The sequence below is a fragment of the Streptomyces sp. NPDC033966 genome, assembly GCF_055575955.1.
Window position 1 is genome coordinate 297,435 of sequence record NZ_JBVIRQ010000002.1, and the last position, 25,707, is coordinate 323,141.

Consider the following 25,707-nt stretch of genomic DNA (forward strand, 5'->3'; position numbering starts at 1 on the left):
CGTTCAACGGGCCGGCGCCCAGGCCGCCGGCCCGGGCGGGCCGTCCTCCTCGACGGCGGCGCCGAGGTCCTCCTCGATGTCGTCCCAGTCGATCTCCATCGTGCTGCGGCTCGTGAAGACGTTGAAGAGCAGGTTCAGCAGGATGGCGGTGAGGGCGCCGAGCGTGATCCCGCTGTCGAGCACGGCCCGGACGTCGTCGGGCATGCGCTCGAAGAAGGGCTTGACCGTCGTGGGCAGCAGCGCCGCGCCGAGGCTGACCGCCAGGATCAGCGTGTTGCGCTCCTCGCGCAGGTCGGCCTTGGCCAGGATCTGGACGCCGACGGCCGCGACGATGCCGAACATGGACACCGCCGCCCCGCCCAGCACGGGGTGCGGGACGGAGGCGACCAGGCTGCCCGCCTTCGGCAGCAGGCCGAGCACGACCATGAACACGCCGGCCGCGACGACGACGTAGCGGCTCATCACCTTCGACATCCGGACGATGCCGATGTTCTCGGCGAAGGCCACGTAGGGGAAGGAGTTGAGGATTCCGCCGAGGACCGTCGCGGCGCCGTCGGCGCGCAGGGCGCGCGCGACCGTGTCGGCGTCGACCTTCTTGCGGGTGATCTCCCCGATGGCGTAGACGTCGCCGGTGGTCTCCACCATGGTGATCAGCATGACGACGAGCATCGCGGCGATCGGGAGCAGTTCGAAGCGCGGCATGCCGTAGTGGAAGGGGGTGGTGACCCCGATCCAGTCGGCCTGGGCCACGGCGCCGAAGTCGACGTCCCCGAAGAGCCAGGCGACGGCCGTTCCGGCGACGAGTCCGAGGAGGACGGCGAGGCTGCTGAGGAAGGGCCTGCCGACGCGGACCAGGGCCAGGATGAAGAGCAGGGTGCCCAGCGCGTACGCGAGGTTCTTCGCGGACCCGTACGCGGGCGTGCCCATGAGGTGGGCTCCGCCCGCCGCGTCCTGCAGGGCCACGGGGATGAGGGTGATGCCGATGACGGTGAGGATCGTGCCGATGACGACCGGCGGGAAGTACTTCACCAGCCTGCTGAAGAGCGGGGCGAAGGCGAAGGTGGCGATGCCGGCCGTGATCACCGCGCCGTAGACGACGAGCAGGCCGGCGGTGCCGCCGCCGGCGCCCAGGCCGATGGCGATCATGGGTGAGACCGCGGTGAAGGTGACCCCCTGGACGAGGGGGAGCCGGGCCCCGGCCTTCCAGACCCCGAGGGCCTGGATGATCGAGGCTATGCCGCAGGTCAGCAGGTCCGCGTTGATCAGGTGGACCAGCTCCTGGCGGCTCAGTCCGAGCGCGTTGCCGAGGAGGACGGGGACGATGACCGCCGCCGCGTAGAACGCGAGCACGTGCTGGAAGCCGTACAGGGCGAGTTTGGGGAACGGAAGGAGTTCGTCGACGGGGTGTATGCCCTGTCGGGCGGACTGCCGGGAGGACTGTCGGGTGGCTCTTGCCATCTCTGCCTTGCCTTCGCGAGGTAGGTGAATGAGAGGACCGCCGCGCTCCAGCCCCGGGGTGGCGGGGCGAGCACAGGCCGGCTCGCATTTGAGCCGACGTCGGGCGGTGTTGCCGACAGCACGTCGCTCTGGATGCAGATCGCGTCCCGGATTGGCGGGACATCCTTCGATCGGGACCCGGATCCCTGCCTGGGCATGGGATCTAAAGGGACCTTGACCGGAGGGCGCTCACCATAGCCAAAGGCTGGGTTTCCTCGCGAGTAACCGGAGCTTCCGCTTCCGAGCAGGCCTCGGGCTCGTCCAGGGCCTCGAGGCCGGGGAAGCGGTAGGGGTCGAGCGCCCACTGCGGGGTCCCCGAGGAAAGTCCGTACGTCGGTGCCGCGTTCTTCGTGCTCATCGGACCTCCCGGAAGTAGAGCCATCACTGAACGTCATGACCCGTAACTCTCCGCACTCGGTTCCGTGATGGAAAATTCCCACCCGAACGCCCCCTATGACAGCTCTTCACATCGGATCCGGACAGACGGCGGGGCCGTGCCCGGGGAACTCCCCGGGCACGGCCCCGTGGTGCCCGGCCGGTGTCAGCGCCGCTGCGGGCAGGTCTTCCAGGAGAAGTGGTAGACGGTGTTGAAGCTGCCGTCGGTGGAGTCCATCGTGACGAAGCTGGTGGTGTTCGCCGTGTCGGAGGAGCCGGCCTGGGCGCGCAGCTCGGTGTTGATGTTCAGGTTCCGCTTGGCCCCGCAGGGGTGGAAGACCAGGGCCTCCACGGGCACCGCGTCCGACACCTGCCAGTTGCCCTCGGTCGGGCCGCTCAGGGTGTGGGTCCGGTAGGCCGTCTGGGACATGCCCTGGAAGTAGTAGGAGGCGTTCTGGGTGGCGCTCGCGCCGTCCGCGATGCTGGCGAAGCCGCGGTAGTCGGCCCGGGCGATGGCGTAGGTGTAGCCCTGGGGGACGTTCACACTGAGGCCGAGCTGGCAGTTCTTGCGGAAGTCGGTCGCCTTGGTGTCCTTGCCCACCTGGGCGAGGTACTCGCTGTACGTCACCGTGAAGGCGGTGTTGTCCGGGGAGACCGCGACGTTGGCGCTACCGGGGCGACAGCCGGAGCCGTTGACCTGGACCACGTCGACAGTGATCTGTCCCGGAGGCGCGGGGAAGGGCAGGGAGGGCGCGGCGCCCGCGGAGGGGGTGAGGGCGGCAGCGGCGAGCGCGGCGGCCGCGCCGGCAGTGAACACCGTTCTGAGCATGGGGAGTCCTTCCGATCGCTGCTGTGCGTGATCGGCACGAACCGTTCCACACTCCCCGGCCCCATCGGCGCAGGCGCGGCAGCCGCCGCCCCCGCCACCCGCACGCGCCCCCCGTCCGGGGTAGTCATCCGACCATCACACCGGCGCCGGGGGCGATGTCCGCCACGCCCCGGCCGTGTTTTGGCTCGTAAGGGGCGGCCCTCGCGGTCCGGCGGCGGCAGACTGGGCCGCCCAGGCCCACGAGGAGGTCCAGCGCGTGCCCGTTCCGATCATCATCGACTGCGACCCCGGACACGACGACGCCTTGGCGATCATGCTGGCGGCGGGGGATCCCGGCGTCGACCTCCTCGCCGTCACCACCGTCGCCGGCAACCAGACCCTGGAGAAGACCACCCTCAACGCCCGCCGGGTCCTGACCCTCGCCGGCGTCACGGACGTGCCCGTCGCCGCCGGCTGCGCCCGGCCGCTGCTCCAGCCGCTGGCCGTCGCCGCGGACGTGCACGGCGAATCGGGTCTGGACGGACCGAGGTTTCCGCCGCCGACGGTGGACGTGGTGCCCGAGCACGCGGTGGACCTCATCCACCGGATCCTCATGGAACACCCCGAGCCGGTCACGCTGGTGCCCACCGCCCCGCTGACCAACATCGCCCTGCTGCTGACCCGCCATCCCGAGAGCGCCGCCCGCATCCGCGAGATCGTGCTGATGGGAGGCTCGGTGGGGCCGGGCAACCGCACGCCGGCGGCCGAGTTCAACGTCCACACCGATCCGGAGGCGGCCGCCGTCGTGTTCGGCAGCGGCGTACCGGTGACCATGTGCGGGCTCGACGTGACCCACCAGGCGCTGGTCACGCCCGAGGTGCTGGCCCGCTTCGAGGCCCTCGGCACCGAGATCGGCTCCGTCTGCGTGGAGCTGCTCACCTACTTCGCCGCCGCGTACCGCCGGCTGTGGGGCATGCCCCACCCGCCGCTGCACGACCCGGTGGCGGTGGCCCGGGTGATCGACCCGGCGATCGTGGGCTGCTCCGACGCCAACGTCGTGGTCGAGCTCCAGGGCGGCTACACCCGCGGCGCCACCGTCGTGGACCTCCACCAGTACGTGGGACGGCCCGTGAACGCGCGGGTCGGCACGACCCTGGACGCGGAGCTCTTCTGGGACCGCATGGTCGGCGCGGTGGCCGCCCTCGGCGCCCGCGGCTCCCGCGGCGCTTGAGCCGCTCAGCCCGCCACCGGGTACATCAGGCCGCGTCGCCCCTCGGGCGAGGTCAGCCACTCCAGCTTCTCGGCGGTGTCCGTGCCCGGCAGCGGGGTGTGCAGCACGATCGACAGGTCGGGCCGCGCGGGAACCCGCAGCTGGGTCGACTCCACGTGCAGCGCGCCGACGACCGGGTGCCGCATCTGCTTCTGCAGCTGGCCGCCGGGGCGGATGTCGCGGCGCTTCCACAACGCGGCGAACTCCGGGCTGAGTTCGAGTACCTCCGCGACCACCGCCCGGAACCCGTCGTCCCCGGGATGCTCCGAACAGGCCGCCCGGAACTGGGCCACGACATCGCACGCGACCCGGTCCCACTGCGGGGAACGGTCCTTGTAGATCGGGTCGGTGAAGAAGGCGACCAGGCAGTTCTGCACGGTCTCCGGGCTCATCCCGAAGACCAGTGCGGCCGCGTCGTTGTACATCACGGTGTTCCAGTAGGTGTCCATGATGTGCGCCGGGAAGGGCATCCAGGCGTCGATCAGCCGCCGCAGGCCGTCGCACATGTCCCGGTCCCCCGGGGCCACCTGCAGCGCGGGCGGGTTGAGCCCTGCGAGTACGTACAGGTGCCGCCGCTCGGCGCTGGTCAGCTTCAGCACCCGGCTCACGGAGTCCAGCACCTGCCCGGAAACGGTGATGTCACGGCCCTGTTCCAGCCACTGGTACCAGGAGACGCCGACCCCCGCGAGCACGGCGACCTCCTCCCGGCGCAGCCCCGGCGTGCGGCGGCGGGCCCCGCCGTCCGGCAGCCCGGCCTCGCCCGGCGAGATCCGGGCGCGCCGGCTCATCAGGAACTCCCGCAGCTCCGCCCGGCGGTGCTGGTCGATCGGCGTTGCCACGAACTCCCCCTGTTCGGCTCCCTGGTGGTGCCACCAACAGGATAAGTTCCCACTCTTCACGGGCATTCCCGGGCCGCGAGGGTGGTGGCCATGACGACAGACACACGGACCCCCACGGTCAGCGGGCCGCACACGGCGGCACCCGAGAGTACGCCCCGGCTCACCGGCCGGGCCAAGCTGGTCCTCTTCGTGCTCTGCGCCGCCCAGTTCATGGTGGCGCTCGACTTCTCCGTCCTGAACGTGGCGCTGCCCGCGCTCGGCAGGGACCTGGGCCTGAGCCGGTCCGGCCTCCAGTGGGCGGTGACCGCGTTCACCCTGCCCTCCGGCGGCTTCCTGCTGCTCTTCAGCCGGATCGGCGACCTGTACGGCCGCAAGAAGCTGTTCCTGGCCGGCCTCGCGGTCTTCACCGCGGCTTCCCTGCTCGCCACCTTCGCCTGGGACCCCGCCTCCTTCCTGGCCGGGCGCGCCCTGCAGGGCCTGGGGGCGGCCGTCATCGTGCCGACCGGCATGTCGCTGCTGACCACGACGTTCCCCGAGGGCCCACTGCGCGACAAGGCGCTCGGCATCTCCGGCACCCTGCTGTCCTTGGGCTTCACCGTCGGCATGGTGCTCGGCGGAGTCATGACCGACACCCTCGGCTGGCGCTCCACGATGGGCCTGCTCGCGGTCGCGGGGCTGCTCGTCCTGTTCCTCGCGCCGGGTCTGCTGTCCGAGTCGCGCACCCCGGAGCGGCCGCGCCTCGACGTGCCGGGCGCCGTCACCGTCACCGTCGGCCTCCTCGCCCTGATCTACGCCCTGTCGACGGCCGCCGAGCGCGGCTTCGGCGGCGCCGACGTCCGGGCCACCCTGGTGGCCGGGCTCGTCCTGCTCGCCGCGTTCGTGGTGGTGGAGTCGAAGTCCCCCGCCCCGCTGGTCTCGCTGCCGATGCTGGGGCGGCGCACGGTGGCGTGGGGCAACATCGGCGGTCTGGTGACGTTCTCGATGATGTCGACGGTCGTCTTCGTGCTGACCCTCTACCTCCAGGAGACGCTGCGCCTGTCCTCCTTCCTGACCGGGCTGGTCTTCGGCGTGCAGGGCGTCACCTCCGCCGTCGCCGGCGCGTACGCCCCCCGGTTCATCGGCCGCTTCGGCGCCCGCCGCGTCCTGATCGGGTCCCTGCTCGCCCAGGGCGCCTTCACCGGCGTGCTGCTCGGCGTGGGCGCGGAGTCGGGAGCCCTGCTCGCGGCGCTGGCCGTGTCGGTGGCCAGCATGGGCCACCTCGGCGCGATCATCTCGTACGGGGTGATCGTGACGAGCGGCGTGCCGGACGAGGAGCAGGGGCTCGCCACCGGTCTGGTGACCACCACCCAGCAGGTCGGCCTGACCGTCGGCATCCCGCTGCTCGGTGTCCTGGCCACCACGCAGGACGCCCTGTTCGACGGGGTGCGGCTGGTCCTGGGGATCGACGCGGCCGTCGTGATCGCCGCGGCCCTGCTGGTCGCGGCCGGTCTCGGCCGGCGGAAGGCCTGACGCGCGGCGGAGCGGGCCGGGGTACGGATGCCCCGGCCCGCTCCGGCGCGTCGCCGGCCGTGCCGGTGGCCGGCCCCGGGTGCGGGGCCGGCCCTTGTCGCTAGACGGTGGTGGAGAGGAAGGGGCTGTGCAGCCCTGCCGGGGCCGCCGCGCCGGCCGCGGGGTCCAGGAACCACTGGGGTCCCGGTGAGGCGGGTGCGCTGAGGGTCGGTGCCGGGGCGGGCTGGGCGCTGCCGGCCACGATGAGGGCGAGTAAGACCGCGGCGGCCTCGCTCTGCAGGATCCGGGCGGCCTGCCTCAGCCGGCCGGGGTCGGGGACGGGGATGGACAGGGCCACGCATTCGGCGTTCGGGCCCGAGGTGATGGGGACGGCCGCGCACACCGTGCCGAGGGCGTACTCCTGGAGGTCGAGCAGCGGGGCGTTGGGCCTGCGCGTGTCGAGCTGGTGGAAGAGGGCCTTCTCGCTGCCGATGGTGTGCCGGGTGAACTTGGACATCCGGTGGCGGTCCAGGTGGTCCTTCCTGTCGTCGTAGTCGAGCTGGGTGAGCAGGGCCTTGCCGACGGCGGAGGCGTGGGCCGCCGACCTGAAGTCGACCCATTCCTCGACGACGGGTGTGCCGGGACCGTCGGCGTACTGGGTGATGGAGACCTCGCCGTCGGTGTAGCGGGCCACGTAGACGGCCGCGCCGACGGCGTCGCGCACCCAGGCGAGGGTTTCCCTGAGGTGGCCGCGCCCGTCGCCGCCGGCCGCGTCGGTGAGCAGCAGGGCGTTGCCGGCGATGTAGGCGTCGGGCCCGGTCGGGGCGGCCAGGCTGGCGCGCACGAGCTGTTCCACGGCCCGGGCGATCACCAGTTGCGGCAGTTTCGTCTCACGGGCGATCTGGGTGAGGCTGACGCCGCCCGAGTACCGGTTGACCACCTCCAGGACGCGCAGCGCCTGGTGTACGGATTCCAGCGCGGCGGGGGCCGGCTGTCCTTCGGGGCTCTTGCGGGCGGCGTGCGTCAGGTGCGGCTGCTTGAGCGCTTCGAGTGCCCACGCGTTCGCCTCCCCGGTCAGGTGCAGGGGGTTGAGGCGTGCGTGGTGGGCCACGGCCACGGCGACCGGCGGGCTGGGGGTGAACACGTCCCCCAGGTCGGGGTGTTCGTGGTTGGGGCGCGCCGCGACCGCCTGGCGCAGCCGTGCGGGCAGCCGGTAGGGCGGCCGCGCGGCCCGGCCCGGCCCGCTGGTGAGGGAGCTGAGGTCCTGGGTGGTGATGGGCGGGGAGGTCCAGATCACGGAGGCGGCCAGGGCCGCTTCGAGGTCCTCCGGGATCTGCGGCAGGTGCGGCAGGTGCTCCTCGGCGGGCAGGGCCCCGGCCTGCTCCTTCCAGTGCCGGGCGGTACGGACCTCCGCGCGGGAGAGGTGGTGCAGGTAGAGGCAGTGCGCGGCGGTCCGGGAGCCCGCCCCGGCCGCGTACTGGAACCAGAACCGCGCGCCCTCCGTCCGCTCCGTCAGGTGGAGCAGACAGCCGAACAGCAGGGCCGAGTCCACGCCGTGGGGCCAGGATTCGGCGTGCAGGGCGAGCTCCGCGAAGTCCCGGCTCTCCACGAGGGACCAAGTGACGTCGTCCAGGACGCGGGCCGCCCGCACGTGGCAGGCGGCGTCCAGGACCAGTTCGTCGTGCTCGGCCGACGCGGCCTGCCCGCGGGCGGGCAGGTCCGGGCCGGTGACGCCGCCGATCGCGGAGCGGGCCCGGTCGGCCACGATCCGGCGGGCGATGCGGCGCCGGGCCGCTCCCTCGTCGTAGCCCGCGTACTCCTCCGCGATCACCTCGGCGTTCTTCAGGGCCGCGTCCAGTTCGCACAGCGGCATGTCACGGTCAGCAGGCATGTCGCTCACTGGTCATTCTCCTCTCCGGGGATCCAGTCCACCCCGAGCTTGCGGGACAGGGTTCGGCGTGCGCCGCGTACGTGCGAACGGACCGTCGCGGGGGAGATCCCCATCATCCGTGCGACCGTGTCGGAGTCGTTGCCCAGCAGGAACGCCAGCAGCACCACGTCGTACTGCCGCTCGGACAGCTCCGCGATGGCCGCGTACAGGCCGAGCTTGGACTCCAGCAGTTCGAGCCGTTCCCTCGACGAGCGGCGCAGGGCCGAGAACCACGCCGTCTCCACCATGGCCACCTGGCGGCCGAGGGCCGCCAGCCGGCGTTCGACGTGTTCGCGGAGCACGGCCCAGGCGAAGCCGTGCAGGCTCGCCTCCTTGAGGGCCTGGCGCCACACCTTCAGCAGGAAGGTGAACACGTCGTCGACGACTTCCTGCGCGTCCTTGGCGTTGCCCAGCTGGAGGTGGGCGTAGCGCAGGTACGCTCGGTGCTGCTGGGAGTGGAACGCGGTGAACTCCACGGGCAGGACGCCCGCCAGTTCACTGGAGACCGTCTGGTCCCCCGCCGGGTCGAACTCGCCTTCGCTCATGCACTCCCCCACCGTTGCTCGTCGCCGCCCTCCAGGGCGGTGGGTGTCACATCGCTCGAAAAAACATGGAACGTGGTGGTGACTATCAGCGCGAGGGCGACAATCTCGGCAGCATTCACTTCGGCGTGAAACCTTCCAACTGGTGTGTGGGGTGGTCGGCTGCCTGCCCCCGTGTGCGACAGCCGTGGAGCGGCAAGCGCCCCCCATCACCACCCCATCGGAAATCACGCCCGATCGTGCAAGCCGGTCCCGGAATTCTTCCGGAAGAGTGGCATCCGCCGCCCCGCACGCCCCCTTGGCACCAGCGCGCGCCCCCGTGCACGGGTACGCGCCCCGCACCGGGCCGTGCCTGTGCCTGTGCCTGTGCCTGCGGGTGCCGCGCCCTTTCCTGGGGGAGACTCGGTCCCACTGCCGCGCCGGGCCCGCCGGCGCTCCCGAGGAGGTTCCGCGTGAACTGGACGCTCGAAGTGGTCCCGGTACCCGTCACCGACATGGACCGGGCCAAGGAGTTCTACGCCGACGCGGTCGGCTTCGGGGTGGACCTCGACTCCGAGGTCGCCCCCGGTGTGCGCGTCATCCAGCTGACCCCGCCCGGGTCGCGGTGCTCGGTGGCGCTCCTGAAGGGGATGCCGCCCGCGCCCGGCACGGCGGTGATGGCGCCGGGCACGCTGCACGGCCTCCAGCTCTGCGTCACCGACATCGAGGCGGCCCGCGCGGAACTGGTGGCGCGGGGTGTGGACGTCTCCCCGGTGCGCCACCTCGGGGCGGCCGGCTGGGAGGACGGGAAGGGCGACACGTGGAACTCGTTCCTGACCTTCCGCGACCCGGACGGCAACGGCTGGGTGGTCCAGGAGGCGCCGTCGGAGCTGGCGCAGCGCTGAGGGCGCTCCGGCCCGGCCTCAGTCCTGGGCGCGGGCGGTGACCGGCGCGTCGGTGCGGTCGCCGAGGAACTCGTACCAGCGGCGCTGGAGGCACAGGTAGCGGGTGTCCGCCTCGGCGAGGTCGAGGAAGGAGTCGACGGTCGCGGCGAGGCGCTCGCCGAGCCCCCGGTCGCCCAGCGCGCCGTCCTCGGTGAACTCCTGGTGGGCCATCGCCAGGCTGAACATGTCGGGGTAGACCCGCGCCCCGAGGTGTTCCAGCGGGACGCGCAGCGCCCACAGGCCCCGGTTGCCGCCGACCATCGAGGGCGAGGCGGACACCAGCAGGACCTGCTTGTCCTTGAAGGGCTGCGGCCGGACGCGGGAGACCCAGTCGACGGCGTTCTTGAGGACGCCCGGGACGGAGGCGTTGTACTCGGGCGAGGCGATCACCAGGGCCTGCGCCGCCTCGATCCGCTCGCGCAGGGCCAGTGCGCCCGGCGGCACGCCCTCGTCGGCCTCCAGGTCGCCGTCGTACAGCGGCATGGGGAAGTCGGCGAGCATGGCGGGCTCGGCGGTGGCGCCCGCCCGCACCACCAGGCTCGCGACCAGCGCGGCCAGGCGCGCGTTGACCGAGCCGGTCCGGGAGGAGCCCGAGAGCACGAGCACGTGCAGCGAGGCCCTCCCGGTGAGTTCCCCGTCGTGGGGGCGGGCCGGGTCCGACGGGAAGCGGTCCTGGTCGGTGGTGTTCACGGCTGTCTCCCTTGCCGGTGCGCGGCCTGCGCTGACGGAGGCGGGGTGCCCGAAGCGGACTGTACGGTGCCGCCGGCCGGGACCGGGGCCGGGCGCACCGTGTCCCGGCGGTACGGCGGGCGGAGATCACCCGGGTGCCCGGCACGGCTGCGCGGCGCGCCGCCCGGTGCTCTCGCAGACTCGGGGCAGCGCCGCGCGGTGCGGTGCGGTGGCCGGAGGAGGACCGTGGTGGATGTGGGACGACGTGCCGCGATGGCGGCGCTGCTGGCCGCGGGTCTGGTGCCCGCCCTTGGTGCCGTGGCCGCCGCGGCGGGACCGCGGCCGCCGGCGTCACTGCTCGGGCGGGAGATCCGGCGGCTGCCCACCGCGCGCAGGGTGGTGGCGCTCACCTTCAACGCCGCCTGGGACGAGAGCGGTCTCGACACCGTCCTGACGGAGCTGCGGCGGCGGAAGGCGGCCGCCACCTTCTTCCCCACCGGCCTGTACGCGAAGGCCCGTCCCGCGGCCGTGCGGGCGATGGCCGCCGCCGGGCACGGGCTGGGCAACCACTCCCACAGCCACCCTTACTTCGACGACCTCGACACGGCGGAGCGGGCTCGGGAGGTGCGGACCGCCGACGCGGCGATCCGTACGGCGTCCGGGGCCGAGCCGCTGCCGTTCTTCCGGTTCCCGTACAGCTCGACCACAGAGGACGCGGTGGAGGACGTCAACGACCTGGGTTATGCGGCGATCGAGTTCACCAACGACACGAACGGCTACCTGGGTCCGGCCGGCGGGATGACGGTGGACAAGGCGGTCCGCAGGGCTGTGGGTTCCCTGGGCCCCGGGGCCATCCTGCAGATGCACGTGGGCAGCAGCGCGGGTGACGGGGTCGTCCTCGACGCGCAGGCCCTGCCGCGGATCATCGACGCGGCGCTGGAGGAGGAGTACGCGATCGTCGACCTGCGCGAGTTCCTCGCGGCCGCGCCGTGACGGGCGACCGCCCGCCCCCTCGGCCGCGGGGCCGTGGGAGCGGGCGGTCGGAGTGTCACGTCCGTGCGGTCAGGGCGCCGGAGCTACCACCAGATGACGACGTAGCCGTCGCCGCCGGGCTGTCCGCCGCTTCCGCCGAGGCTGGGAGTGCCGCCTCCCGCCCCGCCGTCGCCGCCCTCGGCGCCGCCCGGGGGCAGGGCGACGATGCCGTCGGCGGGGGCTCCGCCCAGGCCGATCGCCGTACCCGCGCCACCGGGCGAACCGGCACCGCCAGCGCGGTTCACGCCGCCCGTGGTGCAGGAGCCGTTGCCTCCCGCTCCACCGGCGCCGCCGGCACCCGGGGTGGTGGTGCCGCCGCCACCACCACCACCGCCACCGCCACCGGTGGCGGTGGCGAGGGTGGTGTTGGTCGCCGTCGCGACGACGGTCGTGTTGCCGCCCTGGTCACCGGAGTCGCCCGCGGTGCCGGTGGTGCCGCCGGCCCCGCCGTCGCCGCCGGACCCGCCGTCGCCGACGTCCACGCCGTAGTCGGCCAGCGGGCGGACGTTGAGGGTGCACCAGGTGAAGCCGCCGGCGCCACCGCCACCGCCCGCGCCGCCCGGGCTGGTGGCGGAGGCGCCACCGCCGCCGCCACCGCCGCCGCCGGCGCCCCAGGCCTGGACGAACACGGTGGTGACGCCCGCCGGGACGGTGAAGGTGTTGTCGGAGGTGAACTGCCGCAGACCGTGCGGGAACTGCGAGGGCTTCTTCTTGTGGTCGTCCCTGCCCTTGTCCGGGTTCCTCTGCTTGTCCTGGACCGACGGCGCGTTGTGGCCCGACGGCTTGGGGCCGTCGGCGGAGGCCGCCGGGGCGATCGCCACCAGCTGGGCGCTGAGGGCGGTCGCGGCGGCGATGGAGGCGAGCAGCACCCGCGACCGGGTCCGGGACCGTTGGGACACCTTGTGAGCGTTCAGGTTCATGACTTCCTTCCCCGCCGACGCCGAGGAGCGCCGCGGGAGCGCGAGGGAACGGTTGCGTGGGCCCCCGTGGCCCGTTGGCCGGGCCGGGTGCCTCTCCACGCGCTGCACATATCACCGCTCCCCGCCACCCGGGCCGGCCCGACAGGCCGCGGGTGTGGGCCGGTCAGGTGAGCGGTTCGTCAACACGGAGCAACCCCGCCCTCCCCCGTGGGGAGCGGTCCGGTGCGGGTGGAACGGCGGGGTCGGGGTGCGGCGGCGGCCGGGGCATGGGGCAGGATGACAGTTCCGTTCGGAATGCGTACATCCGCTCCAACGTGGCTGCGCACAACACGACCTGACAGGTGACAAGGTGACGACACAGCACATACGGCGGCCGGCGGCGGCCCGTTCCCTCGCCCTCCACGGTGCGGGGGCCGGCCGGTGACCCGGGACCTCGTCCTGCACGACTGGGTGGTGGCCGGCATCGCGCTGGCCACCGGTGGTGTGGCCGGTCTGGTGCTGCGGGCGCTGATGAAGTGGCTGGCCAAGCACGCGAGCCGGACCAAGTGGAGCGGGGACGACGTCATCGTCGACGCGCTGCGGACCGTCGTCCCCTGGGCGGCCGTGCTCGCCGGGGCCGCGGTGGCCGCTTCGGCGCTGCCCCTCACCGCGCGGGTCGGGGGCGTGATCGACCAGTCGCTGATGGCGGTGCTCATCGTCATCGCCACCCTCAGCGCGGCGCGGGTCGTGGCGGGTCTGGTGCAGTCGGTGGCGGCGTCCCGTACGGGTGTCGCGGCGTCCGCGACCATCTTCGTCAACATCACGAGGATCGTGGTGCTGACGATGGGTGTCCTCGTGGCCCTGGAGACCCTCGGGGTGTCCATCGCCCCGCTGGTCACCGCTCTCGGGGTGGGCGGTCTCGCCGTCGCGCTGGCCCTGCAGGACACCCTCGCCAACCTCTTCGCGGGGGTGCACATCCTCGCCTCGAAGACCGTCCAGCCGGGTGACTACATCCGTCTGACCAGCGGTGAGGAGGGGTACGTCGTCGACATCAACTGGCGTAACAGCGTGGTGCGCAACCTGTCGAACAACCTGGTGATCATCCCGAACGGCCGCCTCGCGCGGACGAACATGACCAACTACAGCCAGCCCGAGCAGAAGCTGTCGATCCTGGTCCAGGCCGGGGTCGGCTACGAGAGCGACCTGGAGCACGTGGAGCGGGTGACCCTCGACGTCGTCGACAGCGTGATGGCCGACATCGTCGGCGGGGTCCCGGACCACGAGGCCGCGGTCCGCTTCCACACCTTCGGGGACTCCAGGATCAACTTCACGGTGATCCTGGGCGTGGGCGAGTTCAGCGACCAGTACCGGATCAAGCACGAGTTCATCAAGCGCCTGCACCAGCGGTACCGGGCGGAGGGCATCTCGATCCCCGCGCCCGCGCGCACCGTCTCGCTCCGGCAGGACGAGGCGGGGGCGCCGCTGTCCGTCCCGCCGTTGCCGCACCAGCGGGACGCGTCGTCCGAGGTGCTGGCGGACCGGCGGCGGTAGCCGGCCATGGGACCGGGGGCCTGCGGGCGTCAGCCCACCCAGGCCCCTGTCATGGCCTGGACGGCCGAGCCGTCCAGGTCCGCGAGCTTGAGGCCGACGAAGTCGCGGGCCCAGTCGGAGGTCTGGACCCGGAAGGCGGGCTTCTCCGCGGTCAGGGCCTGCGTGATCGGCGCGGCCGCCTCGGCCGGGGTCTGGGCCCCGGCGAACGACGTGACCGTGCGCTCGACGTACGTCCGCAGCGCCGGGGCGTAGGGGCCCGCCGCGGTGAGCAGGGCGGGCACGTCCACGCCGATGGTGTTGACGAACTCGCTGGCCACCGCGCCCGGTTCGACGAGGGTGACGGCGACGCCGGCGGTCGCGGCGACGGGGGCGAGGGACTCCATGAAGCCCTCGACGGCGAACTTGGCGGCGCAGTAGGCCTCGTTGAAGGGCTGGCCGATCACGCCGCCGACGCTGGTGACCGTGATCAGGCGGCCGCGCGAGGCGCGCAGGTGCGGCATCGCGGCGCGGGTGACCTGGACGACTCCGAAGAAGTTGACCTCCATGGTGGCGCGGACGTCCTCGACCGTGTCCTGTTCGATCGTCCCGACCCGGCCGGCGCCGGCGTTGTTGACCACCGCGTCGAGCCGTCCGTGCTCGGCGAGCACCTCCTCCAGGCAGGCGTCGATGGACGCGGGGTCGACCACGTCGAGCCGTTTGACCTGGACCAGGTCCTCGACCCCCGCCTCGGCCGCGGCCCGGCGCAGCGGGCCGGCCTTCGCGGTGTCGCGCATGGTGGCGACGACCTGCCAGCCGGCCTGGGCGGCGAGGACGGCGGCCGCGAGGCCGATGCCGGAGGAGGTGCCGGTGATCAGGACGGTGTTCGGGGTGCCGGTGGTGTTCATGGGGCGGGCTCCGGGGACGAGGGAGGAATTAGGTGTGTGCACACACAATATATTTACGTGTGTACACACGCAAGCGGCTAGGCTGCCGGGTATGGCGCGCACAGACCTCACCCTGGGTGACCTCACCGCCCGCGACCACGCCTTCTACGGCCTGATCTGGGCGGGCACCACCCTCTCCGCCCGCATCGACCAGGAACTCACGCGGGCCCACGGCCTGCCGCTGTCCTGGTTCGAGGTGATGCTGTGGCTGAACGGCCAGAGCGAGCCGGTCGCCGCCTCCGCGCTGGGGGCCAAGACCCTCCTCAGCCGCAGCCAGGTGTCCCGGGTCGTCGACCAGCTCCAGGCCCGGGGCCTGGTCGACCGGGTCCCCTCCCCCACGGACGCCCGCTCCGTGTGCGTACGCCTCACGGCCGAGGGCCGCCGCGCCTTCGCCGAGGCGGACGCGACCCGGCGGGGGGCGCTGCGGGAGGTCTTCGACGACCGCCTCGACGACGCGGACATCGCCGCCCTCGAAACCGTGTGGGCGAAGCTCAAGCGCCGCTGACGCATACGCGGGCGAGCCCTCGCCCCGGCGGCGGTCAGGGCAGCTCGGCGAGGGTCCCCTCGCCGAGGAGCGCCACGGGGCCGCCCACCTCGACGCCGCGGATGTCCGTTCCGCTCCCGTACGCGGCGACGGTCATCTCGCTGGGCCGGCCGGTGAACCGCCCCTGGCCCAGCACCACGGGCTCGCCGTCGCCGGTGCGGCCGTGGCGGCGCAGGTACGCGGCCGCGCAGCCGGCCCCGCTGCCGGTCGCCACGTCCTCCACCGCACCGTCGTTGGTCCAGTGCCGCCCCTCCAGGGCCTCGGCGTCGAGGAGGTACGCGTAGTCGGCGCCCAGGCCCGCGAGCGGGGCGTCGAGCGGGGCGGTGATCCTGGCCCGGGCCAGCGCGTCCCCCCGTACGGGGAGGACCAGGTAGCGCAGTCCGGTCGACACGGTCTCCGGGGGCAGTGCGGGGTCCAGGTCACGGGCGTCCAGGGAGAAGCGGGCGGCGATGGCGGCGGCGTCCTCGGCTCCGGTGCGGCCGAGGAACGCCGCGGGCCCCTGGTCGAGCACGGCCGCGTACCGGCGGCGCGGCGCCCGGGTGCGGGTGGCGACCCGCACGGTGCGTGTGCTCAGGCGCAGGGTCCAGGTGGCGGCACCGGCACCGGGGGCGTCCAGGGCGTGCAGCACGCCGGCGGCCCCGATGAGGGGGTGGCCCGCGAAGCCGAGTTCCCCGGTGAGGTCGAAGACCCGTGCCCGGCAGGTGCGCGGGCGCGCGGGGTCGCGTACCAGGAAGACCGATTCGAAGTGGCGCAGTTCCCGGGTGATGGCCAGCATCTGAGCGGCGGTCAGTGCTCCGGCGTCGGGGAACACCGCGAGACTGTTGCCGCTGTAGGGGCGGGGGGCGAAGACGTCGACGTGGTGGTAGCGCATCGGGGACCTCACGGCCGGACGAGGGACGGGGCGGCGGGAGCGGCGGCGGGGGCGGGCGGCAGTTCGCGGGCGGTCCGGAGCGGCGAGAGGAGGAGGGGGAGGACGGCGAGGAGCTCCCCCAGGGCGCCGGTCCACATGGCCGGCCGGGCCCCGAGCCACTGCCCCAGCAGTCCGCCTGCCAGGGCGCCGACGGGCATGGCGCCCCACACCACGAAGCGGAACGTCGCGGCGGTGCGGCCGAGGAGGGGCTCGGGGCACACCCGCTGCCGGTACGCGACCGAGCTGATCTTGAAGGTCATGAAGGCGGTCCAGCCCAGTCCCTGGAGGGCGACGGCGGCCGCGAACCGCCAGTCGTCCCGGTAGAGGGGGACGGCCGACAGCCACAGCACCCCGCTGACGATCACGGACGCGCACATGGCCCGGCCATGGCCGAACACGGCGGCGACGCGCAGCGTGAGCAGGCTGCCGAGGAGGCCGCCCAGTGCCTCGGCGGTGAACACGGCCGCGCACAGCAGCGGGGACAGCCCGAGCTCCCCCGCGAGCAGCACCATCAGCATGGCGGCGCCGAGGGTGCCGAACAGGTTGGAGACGGCGGAGGCGAGGGTGAGCGCCCGCAGGGTCCGGTCGCCGAGGACGAAGCGCAGCCCCTCGGCGATCTCGGCGCGCAGGCTGGTGGCGCGCCGGGCGGCCGGGCGCGGCTCGGGCCGGCGGATCCGGGAGACGAAGAGCGCCGAGAGGAGGTAGCTGACGGCGTCGACGGCGAGGGCCACCGGCGCGGTCAGGGCGCCGACCAGGGCCCCGCCCAGGCCCGGCCCTCCGACCTGGGTGATGTTCCGGGTGGCTTCCAGCCTGATGTTGGCGTCCGTCAGGCGGTCCGCGTCGACCAGGCGCGGCAGCGCGCTCTGGGCGGCCACGTCGAAGAAGACCGTGCACACCGACATCCCGAACGCGACGGCGTACAGCTGGGGCAGCGACAGCACGTCCAGCCAGGCGGCCGCGGGGACGGACAGCAGCAGGGCGGCGCGGCCCAGGTCGCCCGCGATCATCAGGGGGCGGTGGCGCAGCCGGTCCACCCAGGCGCCGGCGGGCAGGCCGATCAGCAGGAAGGCCAGGTACTCGGACATCACGAGCAGTCCGGCCTCGAAGGCGGTGGCGTCCAGGGCGCCGATGGCCACGAGGGGCAGCGCGAGGAGGGTCACGGCGGAGCCGGCCTGGCTCACCGTGTCGGCGGTCCAGAGCCGGCGGAAGTCGGCGTGGAGGGGGTGGTGGTTCTTCATGTCCGCGAAGATGTCGGGCGCGGGGGTGGTGGGGCCAATGTTTTAGGCTGGGCGAAAAGGTCCTGCTGGTGGGGGTGGGTACGTGGGTGAAGTGCGGTTCGGGGTGCACGACATCGCGGGCATCAGGTTCGCGGTCTCGCCGCTGTGGGAGACCGTCGCGGGCTTGCGGGCCACCGCCGATCCGGGGCGGCACGCGGTCCATCTGCCGTGGATCAAGTCGGCGTTGCCGCTGCGCGAGGACCGCTCCCTCGCCGGGCGGATCGCGCCGCTGCGCGCCGCGGCCGCCTCTCCGGGGTTCGCCACTCCGCCGCCGCGCTGTCCGCTGGCCGAGTTCGAGGAGGAACTGGCCCTGATGGGGGCCGCGCCGGAGCTGGGCGAGGCCCTGCGGGCCTGGTGGGAGGCGGCGGTCCGGCCGTACTGGCCGCGGATCCGGGCCGTGCTGGAGGCGGACATCGCGTACAGGACGCGCCAGCTCGCCGAGGACGGCATCCAGGAGGTGTTCGCCCGCCTCCACCCGTCGCTGCGCTGGACCGGCGACCGGCTGGTGTCCCCGGAACTGCCCCCGGCCGGGCCGGATCTCGGCGGTACGGGGATCGTCCTGGCCCCCAGCGCGTTCGCCGCGCGCTGCCACCTGCTGGCCGGGACCGCGACCGCGCCCTGCGCGCTCGTGTACCCGGCGCGGGCCGTGGGCGGCCTGTGGGAGCGGCGGGGCACCTGCGCGGACGGCCTGGCCCGGCTGCTGGGCCGCAGCCGGGCCCGGCTCCTCGCCCTCACCGGCTCGCCGAGCACCACCACTCAGCTGGCGGCCCTCAGCGGGCTCAGCCTCGGCGCGGTGTCCCAGCACCTCTCGGTGCTGCGCGACGCCGGCCTCGTCACGAGCCACCGCTACCGGCGCGAGGTGCACTACACGGCGAGCGAGCTCGGCACCGCCCTGCTGGACCGGGGCCCGCCCGTCGGCGCGCCGCTCAGCCGGTGAACAACTGGCGCATCTTCAGGGCGAGTTCGTACATCCCGTAGCCGAAGGGGATCCCGGTCCAGAGCCAGGCCACGGCGAACAGCACACGACGCCGGCCGGTCACAGGGCTGCTCCCTTCCCCGCGACGGGCAGGGCCGTCGGACCCGCGGCCAGGGGTTCGTAGTGGCGCGGGTGCACGGGCCGTACGAGTTCGTTGGCGACGAACCCGGCCGCGAGGAGGCCGATCATGACGAGGAACGAGGTTCCGTAGAGGGCGGGGCCGGTCCGCCCGGCCGCCTTCCCGGCGTCCGCCACGGCGTTGACGATGAGCGGGCCGAGGACGCCGGCCACCGACCAGGCCGTCAGCAGCCGGCCGTGGATCGCACCGACCTGGTGGACGCCGAAGAGGTCCTTCAGATAGGCGGGGACCGTGGCGAACCCGCCGCCGTAGAAGGACAGGATGACGGCGGCGCAGGCGATGAACAGGGTCTTGGAGGAGTTGCCGGTCAGGGCGATGACGAGGTACATCAGCGCGCCGGCGCCCAGGTACACGCGGTAGATCCGCTTGCGGCCGACGAGGTCCGAGGCCGAGGACCATACGAAGCGGCCGAGCATGTTGGCGAGGGAGAGCAGCCCGACGAACCCGGCCGCGGCGCCCGCGGCGACCGGCGCCGACGTGCCGGCGAAGAAGTCCGTGATCATCGGGGCGGCCTTCTCCAGGATGCCGATGCCGGCGCTCACGTTGGTGCAGAGGACCACCCAGACGCACCAGAACTGCGGGGTGCGCAGCGCGCCGCGGGCGGACACCCGGGGGCCGGCCGCCGGCTGGTCGCCGCTCGGGGGTACGGCCCCGGGCGGCACCCAGCCCGGCGGCGGCAGCCGTACCAGCAGCACCCCGAAGGCCATGAAGACGGCATAGCCGGCCCCCATGACGAGGAAGGTCCTCGAGATCCCGGCGGAGTCCCGGCCGAACGCGCCGAGCAGCCGCGCCGTCCAGGGGGCGGCGATCAGCGCGCCGCCGCCGAAGCCCATGATGGCGATGCCGGTGGCCATGCCGGGCCGGTCGGGAAACCACTTGATCAGGGTGGAGACCGGCGAGATGTAGCCGATGCCGAGGCCGATCCCGCCGACGCAGCCGTAGCCGAGGACGACGATCCAGTACTGGCGGGTGGCCGCGCCGAGGGAGGCGACGAGGAACCCGGAGGTGAAGCAGACGGCCGACACGGTCATGGCCCAGCGCGGGCCGTGGCGTTCGACCAGGGTGCCGCCGAAGGCCGCGGAGAGCCCGAGCATCACGATCGCGAGCTGGAACGGCAGGGCGGAGGCGGTTCCGGAGAGCCCGAGGGAGGTCTCCAGCGGCGGTTTGAAGACGCTCCAGGCGTAGGCCTGGCCGATGGCGAGGTGGACGGAGAGGGCGGCGGGCGGAACGAGCCAGCGGCTCCAGCCCGGTGGGGCGGGCGTACGCAGTCCGGCGAGCATGCCGCGGACCGTACCGCACCGGCGCGCCGCCCGGTGAGTGCCCGCCGGGCCGTTCTCCACCGGTATGTTCGCCCTCCCTGCCCTGTGGACGAGGAGACGGCGTGACGGTGAGCGAGGAGAAGGCCGTGGGCGTGGGCCCGGCGGGCATCGAGGTGGCCTACGAGCGCTGGGGGGACGGGCAGGCTCCGCCCGTGCTGCTGGTCATGGGCATCGCCCTCCAGATGCACGGCTGGCCCGACGACTTCTGCGCGGAGCTGACGGGGCGCGGCGTACAGCTGATCCGGTTCGACAACCGCGACGCCGGCCTGTCCACGCACTTCCCCGACGCGCCGGTGCCCGACGTGCCGGCGGCGCTCGCGGGCGACCTGTCGTCGGCCTCGTACTCCCTGTCCGACATGGCCGGCGACGCGGTGGGCCTGCTGGACGCGCTGGGGCTGGACAGCGCCCACGTCGTCGGCCTGTCGCTGGGAGGCGCGATCGCCCAGATGATGGCGATCGAACACCCGGGCCGGGTGCGGTCGCTGACGTCGCTGATGTCCACGACGGGCGACCCGGCGGTGGGGCGGCCGGACGCCGGGGCGCTGGGCGCGCTGGCGGGGCCGGCGCCGAAGAGCCGTGAGGAGGCGGTCGAGCGGACGGTCAACGCGGTGCGGGTGCTGGGCTCGCCGGGGTTCCCCTTCGACGAGGCGGCGGTGCGCGAGCGCGCCGCCCGCGCCTTCGACCGGTCGTACGACCCGCTCGGCGTCGCCCGCCAGGCCGTCGCCTCGGTGGCGTCGGGCGACCGTACGGCGCGGCTGCGGTCGCTGCGGCTGCCCACGCTGGTGATCCACGGTGCCGACGACCCGATGTGCGACGCGAGCGGCGGCCGGGCCACCGCCGCGGCCGTACCGGGCGCCGAGCTGGTGGTCTTCGCCGGTATGGGCCACGACCTGCCGCGGGCGCTGTGGCCCGCGATCGCCGCCCTGATCACGGACCTCGTCCACCGCACCGAGGCGGGCCGCTGAACCGGCCTAGACCGCCAGGTGTGTGACGGGGGCCGGGTGGTCGGTGTGGACGGTCGCGGCCGCCATCCTGGGGATCGCCCGGATCAGGGCGTGCTCGGCGGCGAGCGCGAGTTCGTGCGCCTGGACGACGGTCAGGTGGGCGCCGACCACGATGTCGGCCTCGGCACGCAGGGTGTGGCCGATCCACCGCATGCGCAGCTGTCCGACGCCGAGCACCCCGGGCACGTCCCGCAGGGCGTGCTCGGCGGTGTCCACGAGGGCGGGGTCGACGCAGTCCATCAGCCGGCGGCAGACCTCGCGGGCGGCGTCCTTCAGGACCAGCAGGATGGCGAGGGTGATGAGCAGGCCGACGACCGGGTCGGCGGCCCGCAGGCCGGCCGCGGAGCCCGCGGCCCCCAGCAGGACGGCCAGTGAGGTGAACCCGTCGGTGCGGGCGTGCAGGCCGTCGGCGACCAGGGCGGCGGACCCGATCCGCCGGCCGGTGCGGATGCGCAGCCGGGCCACCCATTCGTTGCCGGCGAAACCGGTCAGCGCGGCCGCGCAGACCGCCCACAGGTGGGTGACCTCCCGGGGGTGCAGGAGCCGGTCGACGGCGGTCCAGGCGGCGAGGGCGGCGGACGCGGTGATGGCCAGCACGATGAGCACGCCCGCCAGGTCCTCGGCGCGGCCGTAGCCGTAGGTGTAGCGGCGGTTGGCGGCGCGCCGGCCGAGGACGAAGGCGATGCCCAGCGGTACGGCGGTCAGCGCGTCGGCGGTGTTGTGGACCGTGTCGCCGAGCAGCGCGACCGACCCGGACAGGGCGACGGTCACGGCTTGGGCGGCGGCGGTCGCCCCGAGCACCGCGAGGGAGATCCACAGCGTGCGCATGCCCTCGCGGGAGCCCTCCATGGCCGCGTCGACCTTGTCGCCGGCGTCATGGCGGTGCGGGGTGAGCAGGTGCCGCAGCCCGCGCCGCCGTCCGTGCCGGTGCTCGTGGCCGTGGTCGTGATCGTGGTGGTCGTGGTCGTGAGGGTGGTGGTCGTGCCGGTGCCGGTGCGTGGAGGTGCTCCGATTGCCGTCCATGGGGCCTACGTTGGCACAGGGAACCCATTGCGGCCACAGCCGTCGTACCCGCTGTGACCAGGTGCGACGGCCTCGCACCTGCGCACCCTGTTAACGTGCGGCCATGCGCGCCCCCATCGGTCCCTTCGAAGACGCCCGCCCCGCCCCCGACTGCCTGCCCGAACTGGTCGGCCCGGTCGCCGGGGCCGTACGCGGCCTCGACGGCGAGGACCCGGCCGCGGCCCGGCAGATCGTCTACGTGGACACCGACCCGGCGATCGCGGACACGGCCGCCTTCGTCGAGCACTACGGGCGGGAGCTGCTGGGCCGGTCCGCGAACTGCGTGGTGGTCGCCGCCAAGCGGGGCGGCGAGACGACCCTGGCCGCCTGCCTGGTGCCGTCGGCGGCGCGGGCCGATGTGAACGGGGTCGTCCGGCGGCACCTGGGGGCCCGCAAGGTGTCCTTCGCGCCGATGGCCACGGCCGTGGAGCTGACCGGCATGGAGTACGGCGGGATCACCCCGCTGGGCCTGCCGGCCGACTGGCCGCTGCTGGTGGACGCGGCGGTCGGGGACATGCCGTACGTCCTGGTCGGCAGCGGCCGCCGGCGCGGCAAGCTGATCGCCCCGGGCGGGCTGTTCGCCCGGCTCCCTGGTGCGCAGCTGGTGGAGGGCCTGGCCCTCGCGCCGTAGCCGGCGGCGAGGGCCCGCCGCGCTCCGGCCCGTCAGAGCGGGTCGCCGAGGGGCCCGTACTCCGCTTCCAGGTTCTCGGCCCAGTGCGCGGCGAAGTCCGGCTGTGAGCCGTCGGCGTCCGTGAAGCCGTACTCCCGGTAGAGGCCCCAGGTGGCCAGGGCGCGGCCGGACTTGGCCATGACGTCGGGGTCGGCGGCGAGTGCGGCAACGGCCCGGCCGAGGTAGGCCGGGGTTTCGGAGTGGGCGAAGTTCGGGTCCTTGGCGGCGCCGTCGCGCCAGTTGTCCTCGGTGACGCCGAAGTGCTCCAGCAGGGCCTCCGAGCGCAGGAAGCCGGGGGTGAGGGCCACGGCCGCGACGCCGTGGGGCCGCAGTTCGGCTGCCTGTGCGACGGCGAGGCGGATGACCGCGGACTTGGCGAGGTCGTAGAAGAACGTGCCGCGGTAGCGGGCGGTGTTGCCGTCGGTGACCTCCACGACCAGGCCGCTGCCCCGGGCGACCATCAGGGGGAGGGCGTACCGGCTGGTGACGATGTGGGTCTCCACCGCCTGCCGCAGCAGCCGCAGGCCGGTGTCGAGGTCCTGTTCCCACAGGGGGTGTTCCCAGTCGGTCAGCGGGTCCCCGCCCCAGACGGAGTTGACCAGGACGTCGAGCCGTCCGTCCTGTTCGGCGGCGATCCGGTCGACGAGCGCCCGCACCTCCTCGGGGCTGCTGTGGTCGGTCCGGACGGGGATGCCGAGGCCGCCGGCCGCGGTGACCCGCTCGGCGGTCTCCTCGATCGTTTCCGGGCGGTCCAGGGCGGAGCGTCCGCCAGTGCTGCTGCGGCCGGTGACGTAGACCGTCGCGCCGGCGGCGCCGAGTTCGACCGCGATCCCCCGGCCGCCGCCGCGGGTGCCGCCGGCGACCAGCGCCACCTTCGCGGCCAGTGGGCGTACGTCCTTCGTCATATTTCCTCCTGGTCATGGGCGTGGTGGGACGGGACGTGCGGGGACAGTGCGACGCCGAGCTCGTGCCGGAGCCGCTCCCGCAGCGTGCCCTCACGGTCGAGCGCCCAGGTCAGGCCGGTGCCGGCGGTGACCGCCTGGACGGTGCGGGCCAGCGCCGCGACGTCCGTCCCGGCGCGGAGCTCGCCCGCGGCGGCCGCCTCCGCCAGCAGCTCCGCGACGGCCCGCGTCCGCGCCCGGTGTACGGCGAGGGCGCGCTCGTAGAGCTCCGGATCGGTGAGGTCCGCGCACAGGAACGCCAGGTGGTGGGCGAAGCTCTCCGGGGTGGCCATCTCGGACACCGCCTCCACCGTGAGCGCGGTCAGGGCCCCGAGCGCGGAGTCGTGGTCCTGCCGTACCCGCCCGGCCCACTCGCCGGCCTCCCTGGCGGACCGGTCGGCGAGGGCCAGCAGCAGGCCTCGCTTGGACCCGAACCGCTGCACCAGGGTGCCCGGCACCAGCCCGACCTCGCGGGCCACGGCGGCGAGCGTGAGCCCGGCGGGTCCCACGCGGCCCATGACCCGGGCCGCCGCCCCCAGGATCACGGCGTCTTCGACCCCTCGGGGACGCGCCATCACCGCACCTCCGTTCCGTCCGCCCCATTAATAAATGCCTGTTCATTTATTAAAGCGTGCGATCTCCGTCCCGGCAAGCACCGGGGCTCAGAAGAGGGCCGTGAGGAGCCCGACGAGGAGGCCGGCCGCCAGGCCCAGCACGACCACGGCCACCATCGCGGCCAGCGCCGCGAGCACGAAGCCGCCCCCGTCCACGGCCCGGCCGCGGCGGGCGCAGGCCGTCAGCCAGGCCGCCAGGGCGAGGAAGGGGACGAGGAGCAGTCCGGTCGCCACGCCCAGGTTGCCGACGGCGAAGCCCGACAGCTCGTACGCCTTCCCCCGCGCGGTGCGGACCTCCACCTCGGAGCCCGGCCGGTGCTCCTCCGCGGCCGTCTCCAGCAGGATCTCCTCCTGCGGTCCCCCTCCCCCGCGGACCGGGGTGTAACGGCCCTTGCACTGCGTGCCGGCCGCGTAGCCCTCCACGTCGGCGGCCTCGTAGCACTCGGCGATCGTCACGACCCCGTCCACGGGGCCGAAGCCGAGCACGGCGGCCAGCTGCGGGCCGGGCAGGAGCCAGACCAGCCAGGCGGCGAGGACGAGGGTCGCCACCGATCCGAGCGCCGCCGCGCCCCGGGCCGCACCACGCGCACCGTCCCGCACCCCGCACCCCCTCCCCCGCTGGGCCATACCCGTGGCGGCGGCTGCCTAACGCGGGAGGTGCCCAAGTAGCCACCGTCCGCCATCCGCCATATGGGGTGCCGACGCCCCCGCGGGGTACCGCGCGGCTCCTAGGATGAGGCCCGCTGCGGATCGGGAGCGCCGCAGCACGGGTCCACAGGCAGGGAGTTGACGAATGAAGCGGTTGCGCGCACTGGTGGCGGTCGGGGTCCTGGCACTGGCATCGGCGGGGGCGGGCACGGCCCAGGCCGACGCCTTCTCGCCCGGTTCCGGCCCGGACGGCTGCCCGGCGGCGGAGATCTTCGCCACCGACAACACCGCCGTCATCACGGACCCGGCCGACCCCCGGCTCCGCACGCGGCTGCACCGCTTCGACCGGGAGGTCCGGGAGATCATCCGCTCGCACGGGGCGCGCACCGAGTCCTCGACCCTGCTCGACGGGGTGTTCTGGTCCGAGGACGAGCAGCAGGCCACTTACGAGCGGTCGCGCGAGTTCGACATCGCCCGCGTCGACGCCAACGGGCTGCACCACATCGCCGACGTCATCCGCAAGCAGTACGAGCAGGAGTCGGTGCTGACGTTCCGCTGCCTGCCGCGCACCTCGCCGGAGACCGACGCCGTCGAGATCCAGGCCGGGGGCGTCAGCGCCACCCGGCTGCGCGACGCGCTGCTCGCCGACCCCGTGGCGCGGGAGCGGCTCGGCGGCGGATCGGTCGCCCTCGACGGCCGGCTGATCCTCATCGCGCCGCTCGCGGACCTGCCGCTCGCCCGGAAGTTCACGGCCGGGCTCGGCGTCGACTGGAAGTCCGCCGAGGTCCGGTACGGGGACGAGGAGTTCGTCGCGTAGGGCGCTCGCCGTGTCCGGCCGGCGGACCGTCCCGGAGCGG

General features: G+C 73.8%; 25 protein-coding genes and 1 pseudogene. 10 read left to right on the plus strand and 16 right to left on the minus strand.

The features are described from left to right. Positions 1–3: 3 nt before the first annotated feature. Positions 4–1,458, minus strand: a complete 1,455-nt coding sequence (locus ACZ518_RS06860) for a nucleobase:cation symporter-2 family protein (RefSeq protein WP_469111943.1) — start codon at positions 1,456–1,458, stop codon at positions 4–6. Positions 1,459–2,038: 580 nt separating this feature from the next. Then, positions 2,039–2,701 (minus strand): DUF4360 domain-containing protein, encoded by a 663-nt coding sequence (locus tag ACZ518_RS06865; RefSeq protein WP_469111944.1) that lies wholly within the window; start codon positions 2,699–2,701, stop codon positions 2,039–2,041. A gap of 256 nt (positions 2,702–2,957) precedes the next feature. Here ACZ518_RS06865 and ACZ518_RS06870 point away from each other — a divergent pair, with 256 nt between their 5' ends. Continuing rightward, positions 2,958–3,911 (plus strand): nucleoside hydrolase, encoded by a 954-nt coding sequence (locus ACZ518_RS06870; protein WP_469111945.1) that lies wholly within the window; start codon positions 2,958–2,960, stop codon positions 3,909–3,911. Between the two features lie 5 nt (positions 3,912–3,916). Here the strand turns inward: ACZ518_RS06870 and ACZ518_RS06875 are convergent, their stop codons facing one another. After that, positions 3,917–4,738 carry a helix-turn-helix transcriptional regulator gene (locus ACZ518_RS06875; protein WP_469112336.1) on the minus strand — a complete coding sequence of 274 codons (822 nt, stop codon included), beginning with the start codon at positions 4,736–4,738 and terminating at the stop codon, positions 3,917–3,919. A 141-nt stretch (positions 4,739–4,879) separates the two neighbouring features. Here ACZ518_RS06875 and ACZ518_RS06880 point away from each other — a divergent pair, with 141 nt between their 5' ends. Further along, complete coding sequence (locus ACZ518_RS06880) at positions 4,880–6,298, plus strand: MFS transporter (protein ID WP_469111946.1); 1,419 nt, start codon at positions 4,880–4,882, stop codon at positions 6,296–6,298. 238 nt (positions 6,299–6,536) lie between these two features. On the opposite strand, the pseudogene ACZ518_RS06885 reads toward ACZ518_RS06880, so the two are convergent. Continuing rightward, positions 6,537–7,304, minus strand: a pseudogene (locus tag ACZ518_RS06885) (IclR family transcriptional regulator domain-containing protein); the annotation flags it as partial. Between the two features lie 869 nt (positions 7,305–8,173). Next, a complete protein-coding gene (locus ACZ518_RS06890) occupies positions 8,174–8,752 on the minus strand; it encodes an RNA polymerase sigma factor (protein WP_469111947.1) in 579 nt (192 codons plus the stop codon). 449 nt (positions 8,753–9,201) lie between these two features. Between ACZ518_RS06890 and ACZ518_RS06895 the strand changes: the two genes are divergently transcribed. Next, positions 9,202–9,633, plus strand: a complete 432-nt coding sequence (locus ACZ518_RS06895; protein ID WP_469111948.1) for a VOC family protein — start codon at positions 9,202–9,204, stop codon at positions 9,631–9,633. Between the two features lie 18 nt (positions 9,634–9,651). Here the strand turns inward: ACZ518_RS06895 and ACZ518_RS06900 are convergent, their stop codons facing one another. Then, positions 9,652–10,284 (minus strand): NADPH-dependent FMN reductase, encoded by a 633-nt coding sequence (locus tag ACZ518_RS06900; protein ID WP_469112337.1) that lies wholly within the window; start codon positions 10,282–10,284, stop codon positions 9,652–9,654. 306 nt (positions 10,285–10,590) lie between these two features. Between ACZ518_RS06900 and ACZ518_RS06905 the strand changes: the two genes are divergently transcribed. Beyond that, positions 10,591–11,334: a polysaccharide deacetylase family protein gene (locus ACZ518_RS06905; RefSeq protein WP_469111949.1), complete on the plus strand. Its 744-nt coding sequence runs from the start codon at positions 10,591–10,593 to the stop codon at positions 11,332–11,334. An 83-nt stretch (positions 11,335–11,417) separates the two neighbouring features. Here ACZ518_RS06905 and ACZ518_RS06910 read toward each other — a convergent pair whose 3' ends face one another. Further along, positions 11,418–12,293, minus strand: coding sequence for a hypothetical protein (locus tag ACZ518_RS06910; protein WP_469111950.1), 876 nt, complete (start codon positions 12,291–12,293; stop codon positions 11,418–11,420). Positions 12,294–12,713: 420 nt separating this feature from the next. Here ACZ518_RS06910 and ACZ518_RS06915 point away from each other — a divergent pair, with 420 nt between their 5' ends. Further along, a complete protein-coding gene (locus tag ACZ518_RS06915; RefSeq protein WP_469111951.1) occupies positions 12,714–13,823 on the plus strand; it encodes a mechanosensitive ion channel family protein in 1,110 nt (369 codons plus the stop codon). 29 nt (positions 13,824–13,852) lie between these two features. Here the strand turns inward: ACZ518_RS06915 and ACZ518_RS06920 are convergent, their stop codons facing one another. Beyond that, positions 13,853–14,707, minus strand: a complete 855-nt coding sequence (locus ACZ518_RS06920; protein WP_469111952.1) for an SDR family NAD(P)-dependent oxidoreductase — start codon at positions 14,705–14,707, stop codon at positions 13,853–13,855. A 91-nt stretch (positions 14,708–14,798) separates the two neighbouring features. Between ACZ518_RS06920 and ACZ518_RS06925 the strand changes: the two genes are divergently transcribed. Beyond that, positions 14,799–15,251 (plus strand): MarR family winged helix-turn-helix transcriptional regulator, encoded by a 453-nt coding sequence (locus ACZ518_RS06925; protein WP_469111953.1) that lies wholly within the window; start codon positions 14,799–14,801, stop codon positions 15,249–15,251. 34 nt (positions 15,252–15,285) lie between these two features. On the opposite strand, the gene ACZ518_RS06930 is transcribed toward ACZ518_RS06925, so the two are convergent. Then, positions 15,286–16,161, minus strand: a complete 876-nt coding sequence (locus ACZ518_RS06930; RefSeq protein WP_469111954.1) for a PhzF family phenazine biosynthesis protein — start codon at positions 16,159–16,161, stop codon at positions 15,286–15,288. Positions 16,162–16,169: 8 nt separating this feature from the next. After that, positions 16,170–17,438, minus strand: a complete 1,269-nt coding sequence (locus ACZ518_RS06935; protein ID WP_469111955.1) for an MFS transporter — start codon at positions 17,436–17,438, stop codon at positions 16,170–16,172. Between the two features lie 82 nt (positions 17,439–17,520). Here ACZ518_RS06935 and ACZ518_RS06940 point away from each other — a divergent pair, with 82 nt between their 5' ends. Continuing rightward, positions 17,521–18,414 (plus strand): ArsR/SmtB family transcription factor, encoded by an 894-nt coding sequence (locus tag ACZ518_RS06940; RefSeq protein ID WP_469111956.1) that lies wholly within the window; start codon positions 17,521–17,523, stop codon positions 18,412–18,414. Here the strand turns inward: ACZ518_RS06940 and ACZ518_RS06945 are convergent. Next, a complete protein-coding gene (locus ACZ518_RS06945) occupies positions 18,404–18,517 on the minus strand; it encodes an MFS transporter small subunit (protein WP_469111957.1) in 114 nt (37 codons plus the stop codon). The genes ACZ518_RS06940 and ACZ518_RS06945 overlap by 11 nt on opposite strands. After that, entirely contained in the window at positions 18,514–19,872 is a 1,359-nt protein-coding gene (locus tag ACZ518_RS06950; RefSeq protein WP_469111958.1) for an OFA family MFS transporter, read from the minus strand. The genes ACZ518_RS06945 and ACZ518_RS06950 overlap by 4 nt, the downstream gene beginning before the upstream one ends. Before the next feature lie 101 nt (positions 19,873–19,973). Between ACZ518_RS06950 and ACZ518_RS06955 the strand changes: the two genes are divergently transcribed. Next, on the plus strand, positions 19,974–20,876 hold the full coding sequence (locus tag ACZ518_RS06955) for an alpha/beta fold hydrolase (RefSeq protein ID WP_469111959.1): 903 nt from the start codon (positions 19,974–19,976) through the stop codon (positions 20,874–20,876). 6 nt (positions 20,877–20,882) lie between these two features. Here the strand turns inward: ACZ518_RS06955 and ACZ518_RS06960 are convergent, their stop codons facing one another. Beyond that, entirely contained in the window at positions 20,883–21,938 is a 1,056-nt protein-coding gene (locus ACZ518_RS06960) for a cation diffusion facilitator family transporter (protein WP_469111960.1), read from the minus strand. Positions 21,939–22,041: 103 nt separating this feature from the next. Between ACZ518_RS06960 and ACZ518_RS06965 the strand changes: the two genes are divergently transcribed. Then, positions 22,042–22,608 carry a YbaK/EbsC family protein gene (locus ACZ518_RS06965; RefSeq protein WP_469111961.1) on the plus strand — a complete coding sequence of 189 codons (567 nt, stop codon included), beginning with the start codon at positions 22,042–22,044 and terminating at the stop codon, positions 22,606–22,608. Positions 22,609–22,640: 32 nt separating this feature from the next. Here the strand turns inward: ACZ518_RS06965 and ACZ518_RS06970 are convergent, their stop codons facing one another. The 3 genes from ACZ518_RS06970 to ACZ518_RS06980 all read right to left on the minus strand — a co-directional run bounded on the left by ACZ518_RS06970 (position 22,641) and on the right by ACZ518_RS06980 (position 24,802). Continuing rightward, positions 22,641–23,552, minus strand: coding sequence for an SDR family oxidoreductase (locus ACZ518_RS06970; protein WP_469111962.1), 912 nt, complete (start codon positions 23,550–23,552; stop codon positions 22,641–22,643). After that, positions 23,549–24,163, minus strand: a complete 615-nt coding sequence (locus ACZ518_RS06975; RefSeq protein WP_469111963.1) for a TetR/AcrR family transcriptional regulator — start codon at positions 24,161–24,163, stop codon at positions 23,549–23,551. The genes ACZ518_RS06970 and ACZ518_RS06975 overlap by 4 nt, the downstream gene beginning before the upstream one ends. Positions 24,164–24,250: 87 nt before the next feature. Next, positions 24,251–24,802: a hypothetical protein gene (locus tag ACZ518_RS06980; protein WP_469111964.1), complete on the minus strand. Its 552-nt coding sequence runs from the start codon at positions 24,800–24,802 to the stop codon at positions 24,251–24,253. Positions 24,803–24,995: 193 nt separating this feature from the next. On the opposite strand from ACZ518_RS06980, the gene ACZ518_RS06985 reads away from it, so the two are divergent. Next, positions 24,996–25,667 carry a hypothetical protein gene (locus tag ACZ518_RS06985; protein WP_469111965.1) on the plus strand — a complete coding sequence of 224 codons (672 nt, stop codon included), beginning with the start codon at positions 24,996–24,998 and terminating at the stop codon, positions 25,665–25,667. The last annotated feature ends 40 nt before the right edge of the window (positions 25,668–25,707 follow it).